We start from the raw sequence: 13798 nt of genomic DNA, 5'->3' as shown, positions 1-13798 counted from the left end.
CGCGGCGAGATGGCCTGGACCCATGACCCGCCGCCCGTCACCCGCCGCGAAGGAGAAGGACGTGTCACCCGCCGCGAGAGGGGAACCGGTCTCGCGCACCGACCGCTGGAAGGACGTGGGATGGGCGTACGCACCTGGATCCAGGACTGGCCCGTGTACCGGCAGTTGACCGGCGACGATCCGACCGGCCGGGGCCCGGCCGCGGCCTCGGCGCGCACCCGGGGGCTGCGGGCCCGCACCAGCACGGCCGACCGGGTGGTGAAATCGGTGTGCCCCTACTGCGCGGTCGGCTGCGGCCAGAACGTGTACGTCAAGAACGAGCGGGTCGTCCAGATCGAGGGCGACCCGGACTCCCCCGTGAGCCGGGGCAGGCTCTGCCCCAAAGGGGCGGCGACGCTTCAGCTCACCACGGGCGAGGCCCGCCGCCATGAGGTGCTCTACCGGCGCCCGTACGCCACCGGCTGGGAGCGCCTGGACCTGGAGACGGCCATGGACATGGTCGCCGACCGGGTGGTGCGCACGCGCGCCGAGACGTGGGAGAGCGAGCGGGACGGTGTGGCCGTCAACCGCACCATGGGCCTGGCGGCGCTGGGCGGCGCGGCGCTGGACAACGAGGAGAACTACCTCATCAAGAAGCTGTTCACGGCGCTGGGTGTGGTCCAGATCGAGAACCAGGCGCGGGTGTGCCACAGCTCCACGGTCGCCGGGCTGGGCACCTCCTTCGGGCGGGGCGGGGCCACCACTTTCCTCCAGGACCTCCAGCACGCGGACTGCATCGTCATCGAGGGCTCCAACTTCGCCGAGGCCCACCCCGTGGGATTCCAGTGGGTGATGGAGGCCAAGGCGCGCGGCGCGAAGATCATCCACGTCGATCCGCGTTTCACCCGCACCAGCGCCCTGGCCGATCTGCATGTGCCGATCCGCGCCGGTACGGATGTCGCCTTCCTGGGCGGGATCATCAACCACGTGCTGAGCACCGGATCCGACTTCCGCGAGTACGTGCTGGACTACACCAACGCCTCCACGATCGTCGGCGAGGACTTCCGCGACACCGAGGACCTGGACGGCGTCTTCTCCGGCCTCAACAAGAGCACCGGGCACTACGACGTCGATACCTGGCAGTACGAGGGCGACACGGTGCAGGCCGCAGCCGGGGAGCGGGACACGCTCTACGAGGAGCGCACCGGGCAGGGCCGCACCGTGGCAAGCGCGGGGGGCGCCGAGTCGCACGGTTCCGGGGGCGCTCCGGTGACGCACGGGCGCGTGCACGACCGTACGCTCCAGCATCCGCGCTGCGTCTACCAGATCCTCAAGCGGCACTACGCCCGCTACACGCCGGAGATGGTGGAGGAGACGTGCGGGATTCCGCGCGCGGCCTTCCAGCAGGTATGCGAGGCGCTGGTGGCCAACTCCGGCCGGGAGCGCACCTCTGCCTTCGCCTACGCGGTGGGCTGGACGCAGCACACCATCGGCGCGCAGTACATCAGGGCCGCGTGCGTGCTCCAGTTGCTGCTGGGCAACATCGGGCGGCCCGGCGGCGGCATCCAGGCACTGCGCGGGCACGCCAGCATCCAGGGCTCCAGCGACATCCCGACGCTCTTCAACCTGCTGCCCGGCTACATCCCGATGCCGCACGCGCACCGGCACGAGGACCTGGACACCTTCGTGCGCGCGATGGGCACCGACAAGGGCTTCTGGGCCGGGATGCGGGCCTACCTCGTCAGCCTGCTCAAGGCGTACTGGGGCGAGGCGGCGACCGAGGAGAACGACTACTGCTTCGGCCATCTGCCCCGGCTGACCGGCTCGCACAGCACCTACGACACCGTGCTCGCGCAGCTCGCGGGCGAGTGCAAGGGCTACTTTCTGCTGGGCGAGAACCCGGCAGTGGGTTCGGCGAACGCGAGGATGCAGCGGCTGGGCATGGCGAACCTCGACTGGCTCGTCGTCCGCGATTTCTCCCTCATCGAGTCGGCGACCTGGTGGCAGGACGGGCCGGAGACCGAGACCGGGGAACTGCGCACCGAGGAGATCAGTACCGAGGTGTTCTTCTTCCCCGCCGCCTCGCACACCGAGAAGGCCGGCTCCTTCACCAACACCAACCGGATGCTCCAGTGGCACTATCCGGCCAAGGAGCCGGACGGCGAGGCGCGCAGCGATCTGTGGTTCATGTACCACCTGGGGCGGCGGATCCGGGAGCGGCTGCGCGATTCGCACGATCCGGTGGACCGCCCCGTGCTCGACCTGACGTGGGACTACCCGGTGGACGGGCCGCAGGACGAGCCGGTCGCCGAGAGCGTCCTCGCCGAGATCAACGGCCGCCGCGCGGACGGGAGTCCGCTGACCCGCTACCAGGAACTGAGGGAGGACGGCTCCACCTCCTGCGGTTGCTGGATCTACTGCGGCGTCTTCAAGGACGGCGTCAACCAGGCGGCCCGCAAGAAACCGCACACCGAGCAGGACTGGATCGCCGCCGAATGGGCCTGGTCCTGGCCCTCGAACCGGCGCATCCTCTACAACCGCGCCTCAGCCGACCCGGAGGGCGCCCCCTGGAGCGCGGGCAAGGCACTGGTGTGGTGGGACGAGGCGGCCGGACGCTGGAGGGGACACGACATCCCCGACTTCGTCGAGGACCGGCCGCCCTCCTACCGTCCCGGGCCGGACGCCTCGGGCCCGGACGCGCTGACGGGCGTGGACCCGTTCATCATGCAGGGAGACGGCAAGGGCTGGCTGTACGCGCCGGCCGGGCTGGTGGACGGTCCGCTGCCCACCCACTACGAGCCGCAGGACTCCCCCGTCCACAACCCGCTCCACCCCGGCCAGCAGCGCAACCCGGTGCGCGAGACCCACCCGCACCCGGCCAATCCGTACCATCCCAGCGGACTGGAGCCGGGCGCCGGGGTGTTCCCCTACGTGGTGACGACCTACCGGCTCACCGAGCACTTCACGGCGGGCGGTATGACGCGCTGGTCCCCGTATCTGTCCGAGTTGCAGCCGGAGTTCTTCTGCGAGGTCTCCCCAGGTCTTGCCGCCGAGCGCGGGCTGGAGCACGCGGGCTGGGCGACGGTGGTGACCGCGCGCGGGGTCGTCGAGGCGCGGGTGCTGGTCACCGAGCGGATGGTGCCGCTGCGCGCGGGCGGGCGCGAGGTGCACCAGATCGGCCTGCCCTACCACTGGGGCGGCAACGGCTACGCGCGCGGGGACGCCGCCAACGAGCTGACGTCGATAGCGCTGGATCCCAACGTCCACATCCAGGAGGTCAAGGCGCTGACGGCCGACATCAGGCCGGGCCGCCGCCCCCGCGGCCCCGCCGTGCCGGCCCTGCTGGCGGACTACCGCGAGCGCGCGGGCATCACGGAGCACACCGGTACGGAGGTACGGGGATGAGCGAGGCGACGCGGACGGACAGGTCACCGCGGGGAGCTGCCGAGCGCCTCGGATTCTTCACGGACACCTCCGTGTGCATCGGCTGCAAGGCATGCGAGGTGGCGTGCAAGGAGTGGAACGCCATCCCGGAGGACGGCATGGAGCTGACCGGGATGAGCTACGACAACTCCCAGGGCCTGGGCGCCTCCACGTGGCGGCACGTCGCCTTCATCGAGCAGAACAAGCCACTGGCACGCGAGCCGCACGGCGAGGCCGGGCGGGAAGGGGAGGCGCGCGAAGGGGCTGGACGTGACGGGGCCGGGCCCGAAAAGGACGCGGCGGCGGGCGGCGGGGCGGAGGCCGATGTGTTCGCGCTGGCCGCCCCGGGGCGCGGGCTCCTCCGAGCTGCGCTGGCTGATGTCCTCGGACGTGTGCAAGCACTGCACACACGCCGCCTGCCTGGACGTGTGCCCCACCGGATCCCTCTTCCGCACCGAGTTCGGCACGGTGGTGGTGCAGGAGGACATCTGCAACGGCTGCGGCTACTGCGTTCCGGCCTGCCCCTACGGCGTCATCGAGCAGCGCCCGGACGACGGCCGGGCCTTCAAGTGCACCATGTGCTACGACCGGCTCGGCGAGGGCCAGGAGCCGGCCTGCGCCAAGGCGTGCCCCACCGAGTCCATCCAGTTCGGTCCGCTGGCGGAACTGCGCGAGCGGGCCGGTGCGCGGGTGGCCGAGCTGCACCGCGCGGGCGTCACCGACGCGCGGCTCTACGGGCACGATCCGGCGGACGGAGTCGGCGGCGACGGCGCGTTCTTCCTGCTGCTGGACGAACCGGAGGTCTACGGGCTGCCGCCGGACCCGGTGGTCACCACACGCGATCTGCCGGCGATGTGGAAGCACGCGGGCGCGGCAGCACTGGCACTGCTCGGCGTCACCGCCGCCGCGTTCGCCGCGGGCGGGCGCGGCCTGCCGGGGAAGGGAGCACGGCGATGAGCGGGCGGCGACAAGACGGCGGACAGGGCCGCCGGGGCAGGAGCCGGGGCCGAGGCCGGGGTGAGCGGACGGTGGTGCCCCGGGCCGAGTTCACCTCGTACTACGGCAGGCCGGTCCTCAACACCCCGGCGTGGAAGCCGCTCAACATCGGCGGGTACTTCTTCCTCGGCGGGCTCGCGGGCGCCGGTTCCGTACTGGCGGCAGGGGCCCGGCTGACCGGCCGCCCCGGCACGGCGCGGGCCCTGAAGATCTCCTCCACGGTCTCGATCGCCGGTTCGGCCGCGGCCCTCGTCCACGACCTGGGCAGGCCGTCGCGGTTCGGCAACATGCTGCGCGTCATCAAGCCCACCTCACCGATGAGCGTGGGCTCCTGGCTGCTGGCCGGATACGGGCCGCTGGCGGGCGCGGCGGCCGTCAGCGATCTGACGGGTCTGCTGCCGCGCGCCGGGGACGCGGCGACGGCGGGCGCCGCGCTGCTCGGCCCGGCCGTCGCCACCTATACGGCGGTCCTGGTGGCCGATACGGCCGTGCCCGCCTGGCACGACGGCCACCGCGAACTGCCGTTCGTCTTCGCGGGATCCGCCACCTGCGCCGCCGCCGGAGTGGCGCTCCTGGCGTCCCCGGCGTGGGAGAACGCCCCGGCCCGGCACGCCGCGCTCTTCGGCGCCGCCCTGGAAGCGGGCGCGACGCGAGCGATGAAGCGCCGCCTCGGCATGGTGGCCGAGACGTACGAGGAGGGGAAGGCGGGGCGGCTGATGAAGAGCGCCTCGGTCCTCACGGCGGGCGGCGCGCTGGCCGGCGCCGTGAGCGGGGTGCTCGGCCGCGTGCTCGGCGGCGCGCCGGACGGGGGCTCCGCGGCGGGGCGCCTGGGCGGTAGGACGGCAGCGCTCTCCAGGGGCGCGGCGGCACTGTCCGGGGCCGCGCTCCTCGCGGGCTCGCTCTGCACCCGGCTGGGGGTCTTCCACGCGGGCCGGGCGGCGCTGGCCGACCCGAAGTACACGCTGGTCCCCCAGCGGGAGCGCCTGCGCGCACGTCAGGAGGCAGAGGCGGAGGCGGAAGCCCCGCCGGAGTCGGGCGCTGCTGGGCGCCGGCGGGGCGGCGGCGTACCGCGCTCGTAGGGCATCGGGCGACGGGGCACTGGGCTCCGCATAAACCTGTTGGCGGACGGGAGACGACCGCTGCTACGTTTCCGGAGGCCGTGCGAGAGACCGAGGAGGTGGTACCCGTGAACGCAGTATCGACATGGGTGCTCTCCTCCGGGGTCACGGTCGGACGATAGACAGGTCGTCCGGGAGCGCCGTTCCCGTGCACTCCCGAAAGGCACGACCATGCATTTCACTTCCGAGCAGCGCCTCGACGACGGCGTGCTCGAACGCGAATTCACCCTCGGCGAGGTCCCCGGCATTGTGTGGACACCAGCGTCCGCGTCCGCATCCGCGCCGGTGCCGCTGATCCTGCTCGGCCACCCCGGCGGACTGGGCAAGATGTACCCCCGGCTGGCGGCCCGCGCCCGGCACTCCGCGGCGGAGGGCTTCGCCACGGCCACCATCGAGCTCCCCGGAAGCGGCGACCGGCCCCGCCGGCCCGCCACCGAGCAGGCCCGCGCCGACGTGCGCCGGGCGTTGGCGGCCGGCGAGCCGGTCGGCGACGAGATCATCGACGCCCTCATTCTCCCGCTGGTCGAACAGGCGGTCCCGGAATGGCAGGCCGCCTTGGACGCACTCCTGTCGCTGCCCGAGACGCGCGGCCCGGTCGGGTACTCGGGGGGAGTGATCTCCCTGGGCGTCCGGCTCGCGGTGGTCGAGCCGCGCATCGTGGCCGCCGGTCTGTTCGCCGGGAGTTTCGTGCCTCGCGCCATGTTCGAGGAGGCAAGACGGGTCACCATTCCGCTGCATGTCCTGTTGCAGTGGGACGATGAAGGGAACGACCGGCAGGCGGCCCTGGACCTGTTCGACGCCTTCGGCTCCCAGGAGAAGTGCCTGAACGCCAACATGGGCGGGCACACCGGCGTCCCGCGGTTCGCGGGGGAGGCCGCGGCCCGGTTCTTCACCCGACATCTGAAGTGAGGCCGAGCCGTCGGACCGGCAGCAGGCGGTAGCTGATGTCGGCCGGCCTGCCGCTCATCGAGGACAGGCCCCGGCCCCTCACGGCTCCCCGCACCGCGGCCCCTTGCTGATTCCTCAGCGTGGGCCGCGGTGCCCGACGTCACGCGCGGCCTGACGAAGCGCCAGGCTCCGCACCGCACCAGAGGTACCAGGACCCGGTCGTCGACAGGGTGCCCGGCAGCCCGGGTGCCGTCGGCCGGCGACTCGCTGTGACGAACCGGGGGAACGCGAACTGAACGAGTTCGACGCCCTGTTCACCGCCTCGGGGCGGGGCCGCTCGAAGACGTACCCGTCGGGGGCGGCTCTTTCGGCATGGAGTGGGCCGCCGCCTGATGGTCCGCGACGGCGCGCGGCCCTGGGTGCCGTGGCAACGGCGCGCACGATCGGTACCGGGCGCGGGCACAGGTACGCGGCGGTGCTCGTGGTCAGCAACGAGACGGTGGCGGACGCCCCGAACACCGCGGCCGGGCAGCTGCGGCGCACCCGGCTCTGGCCGAACTCCTCGTATCCGACTGAGTACGCCCGGGGCCCGCAGCGGTATTGCTCCCCGCCAAGAGCCACGTCGGCCTCGGCCACTGCCAAGCCGGGCACCGGACTTCATGGCACCTGCACATGCCGAAGCCGCGCCGGGCGCTAAAGGGGCAGGCGGGCCTGAATGATCTTTCCGTTGTTCCGGGTCGGCCGGACGGTGAGATCATTGGCGAGATGGCGGACGATCGGCCAGCCGAATCCGCCGTTCTCCGCTTCGTCGAAGCTGCCGGGAAGTCGTTCCCGTGGAAAAGCGGAACTGGAATCTTCGACTTCGACTGTGACGGTGCGGTGCGCTGCGCCGAGATGGAATCCCGTCACGCCGTTCGCGTGCCGCAGCGCGTTGGTCACCAGTTCCGAGACCACGAGGAGCACGGACTCCGTCACTTCGGGTGAGGGCCGTGGTGAGAGGGTGGACAGAAAACTGCGGGTGATCTGCCGGGCTTGAAAGCTGCTGCGCAAGTAGGGGGTATGGGCGGTATGGGCCGTGGCGGCTTCCCGCGGATCGCCATTGCGGATGGCCGTTGCGTTGTTCATCTGCGTCTCCCGTCTCCGCCAGGTGAATTGCCGCAGGAGCGGGCCGGAATCATGAACCGGAATCATGAGGATCACGCTGTCCCTGCGCTGTCGGGCTCTCCTTCCCGCGGCAAGGCTTGATATTCGGGGTGTCCCGGGATATTCGCGATCGATTGCTTTGGTGGAGGCTACGGCTACCCGCGACTCCACCATCAGCCGGACGGCTCCGGGTAAACCGTCGAACGATGCGGTTCCATTTACCCGGCACTTTCGCCTTCATGCACCGTCGGCACCGGACGGATGCGGTCGGGGGCCGGGCGCGGAGGGCGTGCGGAGGGGGGCGCGGCGACCGCGCCACCCGGGCGCCGACGAGACGGCGTTCCCCCGGACGCGAACGAGGGGCAGGCTGTCTCTTACACGGGGGCACCCACACCCGGCACCGGTACCCAGGAGCCGTCACGAGATCTGCCCGGGACGTACGATCGCTCTGCACGAGAGGCGAGGTGAGCTGCCCGGAACGCGCCAAGCTGTCCGTGGCGTCCGACTCAGGGAAGGCATGTTCGCATGGCGCGGTTTGGGATACTCAGGCGACGTGGGCCCGGAAACGCACGGCCCCGGAACGGACGTACCCGCAGCGGACACACCGGCAACGGGCGCCCGGGAAACGGACGACCGGCATGACGGGCCCCCTAGCACCGGCGCCGCGCCGGGGGACGGAGGAGGAGTGAGGGCGCGGGAGGAGGACCGGCTGGCCATCACCCCGCTCGCCGTCAAGGACGAGTGCGCGGTGCTGCGCTTCAGCGGGGAACTGGACCGGGGATCAGAGCAGTTCTACCTCGACCGCATCGGCGCCGTGGTCGCAACGGGCTACCGCCACCTCGTCCTCGATGTGACGGCTCTGGTCTTCTGCGACTCCCGGGGCCTCAACTGCCTGCTCGCGCTGCGCTGGCTGCTGCACCGCAGGGAGGGCAGCCTCCTGCTGGCGTGCGTGGGGCGGCGGCTGGCCGCCGTGCTCACGCTGACGGGGAGCACCGAGATGCTGCCGGTCTACTCCAGCGTCAGCGAGGCGCTGCGCACTCTCCCCGCCGACCAGCGTCCTGACTGGCCGCCCACCGGAGACGCCGACCCGGGTATCCCGCTGCACAACCCCGAGCCGCTGGCGACCGCCTGGCAGCAGGAGCACAATCCCCACCTGCCACTGGACCCGCGCGCCAAGGACTGAGCGTGCGCCCGCCGAGCGGGCGCGCTGGGGCCCGAGTACAGCCGGGCGGCGCCGAGTTGTGAAACTTTCGTGACCGCCGCTCCCTGACCCGTCACGACGTGCGCTCCGGTGGCGTGATCACCTCGGGGCGCCCCATCTCCCGCCGTGTGCGCAGGGTTATCGCCAGGGGAATGCTCCCGCGACGACCACACCATCCGGATGCTGGGGTTCCGCATGACGGGGAGCGTCTTTCATGACGCTACGTGACGAACTTCCGCCTACCCCGGCTCGTCCGCTCCGGTCGACAGCCCCTCCTCCGGGGCACCCTGAGCGACCGTCACCCCTCGCACGCATATACGAGGGGCACGTGCGAACGATGATCAAATGCGGCTATGCTGCGATGGGCTCGGAGAGTTGGGGCGGGCGTCGCCCCGGGCCACCCCTGACCTGAAGCCGCCTCGGGTCCGCGCGTACGACGGTCCCGGCGGCCCTGTCGTGGTGCCAAGCATCCCTTGTCCTGACGTGATCTCCCGATGATTTGAGGATGCTGATGGTTCATAGTGAATCGTCACCCGGAGGTATACCGTCGCGCTCCGTCGCGGCATGGGCGGTGCCCGCCGTCGTCACGGCCGTGGCCACCGTGGTGGCCACGGTGCTGGTACCCGAGCAGGCGCGCTTCGCTGTCGCGCTGTGCGGGGGAATCGCCACGGTCGCCCTGGCCCTGCTCACCGCCGAGGTGGCCCGGCGCGGAAAGGCGCTCAGAGCGCTGCGCGCCGCGAGCGAGGAGCGCCTCACCGCGCTCCAATACCGGCTCGACCTCCAGGAGGCCGGCACGGTACGGCTGGCCAGAGAGCGGCTTCCCGAGGCGGTCGCCCGGCTCCAGGAAGGCGAGTTCGCCGAGGACGTGCTGATGTCCATGCGGCCGGAGGCCGACGGCCTCAGCCCGCAGTTCCAGGCCGCGCACGAGGCGCTGCTGCGCTCGGTCGTCGAGGCGGTGCAGGCCGAGGAGAGCATGCGGGACTCGGCGCAGCGCGGTGTGGTCAACATCGCGCGCCGTGTGCAGGCGATCGTCCACCAGCAGGCCACCGACCTGCGGGGCATGGAGGACCGGCACGGTCAGCGGCCCGAGTTCTTCGCCGACCTGCTCCGGCTCGACCACGGCACGGCCCTGATCGGCCGACTCGCCGACAGCATCGCCGTGCTCGGCGGCGCGCGTCCCGGCCGCCAGTGGAGCAAGGCCGTCCCGCTCTACAGCGTGCTGCGCGGTGCCATGTCGCGGATCCTGGACTATCAGCGGGTCGAGCTGCACTCGGTCGCCGATGTGGCCGTGGTAGGCCCCGCTGTCGAGCCGCTCATCCACGCGCTCGCCGAACTGCTGGACAACGCCACGCGCTACTCGCCGCCCAAGGCGCGCGTGCACCTGACCGCCGGTGAGGTGCACATGGGCATCGCCATCGAGATCGAGGACGGCGGCGTCGGGCTGAGCGAGGAGGCACGTGCCCGCGCCGAGCGCATGCTCAGCGAGGCGCGGGCCGGGATCGACCTCAACGACCTGGGGGAGACACCGCGCCTCGGACTCGCCGTCGTCGGCCGGGTCGCGCAGGCGTACGACTTCCAGGTGTCGCTTCCGCCGTCCGCCTACGGCGGTGTGCGCGCGGTGCTGTGTGTGCCGAAGAACCTGATCACGACGGCGCCGGCGACCGGCAAGGCGCACGGCATCGGCGCGGCCTCCGGCCCCCGGCCGGTGCCCCGGTCCGGCCAGGACCACGCGCCCGCCGACCCCCGGGCGATCGCCGCGCAGCGCTCGCCCGAGCCGGGGCAGGAGACGCTGACGGCGGTGCCGCCACACGTCGTACCGGATGCCACGTCCGGGCAGGACTTCACGCTGGCGGCGCCCGCCGTCCCGGAGGTGGCCGAGCCCCGTGCGGGCGCCGCGCCGGCGGCGGACGGGGCGGCACACGGCCGCATCTCGTACGCGGGACTGGCGGACATCGCGGCGCCCGACGGTGCGGCAGGTCCCCCGCCCTTCGAAGAGGAGGAGGCCCCGCCCGTGACCGAACGCACGGCCGGCGGGCTGCCGCAGCGGCGCCGCCGCAGCCCCCATCCCAACGCCCGTGGGGCCTTCGGATCGCAGCGCCCCCCGGCGCCGCAGCCGGGCCCCGCCGCCGTCGCCTCCGAGGAGCCCGCGCCCGGAGTGTGGATGGCCGAGTTGCAGAGCGGACTGTCCGGCGGAAAGCCGAAGCCCGCGCCGATTCGCGGTAGTAGCGACACGTCAGACAAGGATGAGTAGCCGATGGAACAGCGCGCGGACATGGACTGGATGCTTAAGGATCTCGCCGAGAGCGTCCCGCAGACCCGGCACATCGTGGTGCTGTCCTCGGACGGCTTGTGCATGGCCCGCTACGACACGGACATGGACGCGGCCGACCGGCTCGCGGCCATCGGGTCGGGCCTGCAGAGTCTCTCCGTAGCGGTCGCCTCCGAGTTCCCGCACAGTGACGGCCGGATGCGGATGGTCGTGATCGAGGTGAGCGGCGGCTTCATGTATCTGATGGCCGCCGGCGCCGGCGCGCACCTGGCGGTGCTGGCCGACGAGGGTGTGGACGCGGGTCTGGTCGGCCAGTGCATGCGTGATCTGGTGGCCCGGATCGGCGCCCATCTGACCAGCCCGCCCCGCAACGACGGACAGGTCCCGTGAGCGAGTCCGACGGGGGCTGGGACGAAGGCGGCCCGGAGCGGCTGTATGTGATCACCGGCGGCCGGGTCGACTCGTCCGAGCAGGCGGGCCTCGACCTGGTGACGCTGATCGTCTCCCGCGAGGAGCCGAAGGTGGGCATGCAGCCCGAGCTGAGCCAGATCCTGCGGATCTGCCGCTCGCCGCTCTCCGTCGCCGAGATCTCCGCTTACCTGATCCTGCCCCCGAGCCTGATCAGCGTGCTGCTCACCGATCTGCTGGCCGACGGACGGGTCGAGGCCCGCTCGCCCGACCCGTCGCTCCCCGACATTGCACTGATAGAGGCGGTAATCCATGGACTTGAGAAGCTCTGAGACGGTCGTCGGGCCTCGGAGCGAGGACCGGCTTCCGTCCTCCGCCGCCTCCGCGGTCAAGATCGTGATCGTGGGCGGCTTCGGAGTCGGCAAGACCACGTTGGTCCGCTCGGTCAGCGAGATCAGGCCGCTGACGACCGAGGAGACGATGACGCAGGCCAGCGCCGGCGTGGACTCTCTGGCCGGGGTCGAGCGCAAGACCGCGACGACCGTGGCGATGGACTTCGGCCGCATCAGCCTGAGCGACGAGCTGGTGCTGTACCTGTTCGGCACCCCGGGCCAGCAGCGCTTCTGGTTCCTGTGGAACGGCCTGTTCGACGGGGCGTTGGGCGCGATCGTGCTGGTGGACACCCGCCGGCTGGAGGTCAGCTTCGATGTGATCGGACGGCTGGAGGAGGCGGGGGTGCCTTTCGTGGTCGCCGTCAACGCCTTCCCCGACGCCGCCTCCTATCCCACGGAGGAGCTGCGCATGGCGCTCGACCTGCCGGGGAACGTCCCGATCGTCACCTGTGACGCGCGGATGCGCGAGTCCAGCCGGGATGTGCTGATCTCTCTGATGCGCTACCTGCGTTCGGTCGCCCTGACCCCCTAGCCGCACTGATCACGGCCAGCCGCACTGATCACGCGGAGAAACGGCGCCCCGCCCCCCGAATGCGCGTTCGGGGGGCGGGGCGCCGTCATGTCAACTCCCCCGCCTTGGGGGATGGTGTCGCGCCCGGCGAGGACCGTGGGGCGGGTCAGGATGGACGGGTCCCAGCGCCGCACCGAGGATCGGGCCATGGAGCAGCAGCAGGAACCGGGCATGGAGCAGCCGAAGGCCCTGTCCAACCGCGCCTTCCTGCTGTGGAGCCTGGGGCTGACCCTGCTGGTCATCGGACTGAGCCTAGTGGCGGGCTCGGAGGTGCGGCTGATCGGGCTGCTGATCTTCCTGCCCGCCGTCGCGTCGAGCGTGGGCACCGTACGGCAGACCATCGCCGCCTCCTGCTGGGCCACGGCCGGCGCGGTCGTCTCCACGGCCCGAGCGCCCCAATACCGGCTCGATGACGGCGTGTTGCTGGTGGTGCTCACCGTGCTCTTCTCGGTGCTCGCCGTCTACGGCTGCCACTGGCGGGTGGCACGGGAGCGGGAGGTGCTGCGGCTGCGCTCGACGGCGGCCGTCGTCCAGCGGCACATTCTGCACCCGCTGCCCGAGCTGACGGCCCAGGCCCTGATCGAGGGCGTCTACGAGCCCGTGCAGGAGGACAAACTGTTCGGCGGGGACATCTACGACGTCGCCGACACCCCCTACGGCACCCGGGTCCTCATCGGCGATGTGCAGGGCAAGGGGCTCTCGGCGGTGGGGGTCGTCTTCGCCGTCCTGGGCGCCTTCCGCGAGGCGGCGCACCGCGAGCAGACGCTGACCGGGCTGGTGGAGTCGCTGGAGACCTCCGTGGTGCGGCACAACGCCTACGCGCGCAGTTCGGGCGAGCCCGAGCGGTTCGTGACGGCGCTGGTGCTCTCCCTGGACGCCGTGGACAACGAGACGGCGCAGGCCGTCAACTGCGGCCATCTCTCGCCCTATCTGCTGGGCCTGCCCGGCGGCCCGCAGGAGGTGCGGCCCGGTGCCGTCAATGTGCCGCTGGGGCTGGCCTCGCTGGTCGCCGAGCCGCGCACCGCCGGCTGGTTCCCGTTTCCGCCCGGTTCGACGCTGCTGCTGTACACGGACGGGCTGTCCGAGGCGCGGGGCGCGGAGGGCACCTACTACCCGGTGGAGCGGCGGCTGGCGGAGCTGACCGGGCCCGCAGACGGCTCGGCTTTGTCCCCCGGCTCCCTCGTCCGGGCCCTGCGGGAGGACGTGCGCGCCTTCAGCAGCCCCCGGGAGCAGGACGACCTCGCCATCCTCACCGTCCACCGCTCCCCCTCGGCGGAACTGCTCTGACTGCGGTGCTCTGACCTGCGGTGCTCCGGCCCCGGTGCTCCGACATCCCGCGGACGCACCACGGGACACACAACGGGCCGTACCGGGGCAGACGCACCGCGGGCCGGCACCCACCGGGGACGA

At 71.9% G+C, this 13798-nt stretch carries 10 protein-coding genes and 1 pseudogene; 10 read left to right on the top strand and 1 reads right to left on the bottom strand.

The annotated features are described in order from the left end of the window. Nucleotides 1-120: 120 nt before the first annotated feature. The 4 genes and pseudogenes from fdh to ABD339_RS11200 all read left to right on the top strand — a co-directional run bounded on the left by fdh (nucleotide 121) and on the right by ABD339_RS11200 (nucleotide 6425). The gene (gene fdh, locus ABD339_RS11215; RefSeq protein ID WP_344564807.1) at nucleotides 121-3384 is read left to right on the top strand and encodes a formate dehydrogenase; all 3264 of its coding nucleotides are present in this window, start codon (nucleotides 121-123) and stop codon (nucleotides 3382-3384) included. After that, nucleotides 3381-4359, top strand: a pseudogene (locus ABD339_RS11210) (4Fe-4S dicluster domain-containing protein). Before fdh ends, ABD339_RS11210 begins: the two are co-directional and overlap by 4 nt. Then, nucleotides 4356-5477 carry an NrfD/PsrC family molybdoenzyme membrane anchor subunit gene (gene nrfD, locus ABD339_RS11205; RefSeq protein WP_344564806.1) on the top strand — a complete coding sequence of 374 codons (1122 nt, stop codon included), beginning with the start codon at nucleotides 4356-4358 and terminating at the stop codon, nucleotides 5475-5477. The pseudogene ABD339_RS11210 and the gene nrfD overlap by 4 nt, the downstream one beginning before the upstream one ends. Before the next feature lie 210 nt (nucleotides 5478-5687). After that, nucleotides 5688-6425, top strand: a complete 738-nt coding sequence (locus ABD339_RS11200) for an alpha/beta hydrolase (RefSeq protein ID WP_344564805.1) — start codon at nucleotides 5688-5690, stop codon at nucleotides 6423-6425. 672 nt (nucleotides 6426-7097) lie between these two features. On the opposite strand, the gene ABD339_RS11195 is transcribed toward ABD339_RS11200, so the two are convergent. Then, nucleotides 7098-7529, bottom strand: coding sequence for an ATP-binding protein (locus ABD339_RS11195; RefSeq protein WP_344564803.1), 432 nt, complete (start codon nucleotides 7527-7529; stop codon nucleotides 7098-7100). A 703-nt stretch (nucleotides 7530-8232) separates the two neighbouring features. On the opposite strand from ABD339_RS11195, the gene ABD339_RS11190 reads away from it, so the two are divergent. From ABD339_RS11190 to ABD339_RS11165, 6 genes are all read left to right on the top strand, one after another. Then, the gene (locus tag ABD339_RS11190) at nucleotides 8233-8730 is read left to right on the top strand and encodes an STAS domain-containing protein (RefSeq protein WP_344564801.1); all 498 of its coding nucleotides are present in this window, start codon (nucleotides 8233-8235) and stop codon (nucleotides 8728-8730) included. 529 nt (nucleotides 8731-9259) lie between these two features. Next, nucleotides 9260-10999, top strand: a complete 1740-nt coding sequence (locus ABD339_RS11185) for a sensor histidine kinase (RefSeq protein WP_344564799.1) — start codon at nucleotides 9260-9262, stop codon at nucleotides 10997-10999. 3 nt (nucleotides 11000-11002) lie between these two features. After that, nucleotides 11003-11407, top strand: coding sequence for a roadblock/LC7 domain-containing protein (locus tag ABD339_RS11180; protein WP_344564797.1), 405 nt, complete (start codon nucleotides 11003-11005; stop codon nucleotides 11405-11407). Further along, nucleotides 11404-11757, top strand: a complete 354-nt coding sequence (locus ABD339_RS11175; protein ID WP_344564795.1) for a DUF742 domain-containing protein — start codon at nucleotides 11404-11406, stop codon at nucleotides 11755-11757. Before ABD339_RS11180 ends, ABD339_RS11175 begins: the two co-directional genes overlap by 4 nt. Then, nucleotides 11738-12349: a GTP-binding protein gene (locus tag ABD339_RS11170; protein WP_344564793.1), complete on the top strand. Its 612-nt coding sequence runs from the start codon at nucleotides 11738-11740 to the stop codon at nucleotides 12347-12349. The genes ABD339_RS11175 and ABD339_RS11170 overlap by 20 nt, the downstream gene beginning before the upstream one ends. 186 nt (nucleotides 12350-12535) lie before the next feature. Continuing rightward, the gene (locus ABD339_RS11165) at nucleotides 12536-13675 is read left to right on the top strand and encodes a PP2C family protein-serine/threonine phosphatase (RefSeq protein WP_344564791.1); all 1140 of its coding nucleotides are present in this window, start codon (nucleotides 12536-12538) and stop codon (nucleotides 13673-13675) included. The last annotated feature ends 123 nt before the right edge of the window (nucleotides 13676-13798 follow it).

Source organism: Streptomyces axinellae, from assembly GCF_039532135.1.
Classification (GTDB): domain Bacteria; phylum Actinomycetota; class Actinomycetes; order Streptomycetales; family Streptomycetaceae; genus Streptomyces; species Streptomyces axinellae.
The sequence above is the reverse complement of the archived record's forward strand: the minus strand, read 5'-3'. Positions and strand labels throughout refer to the sequence as shown.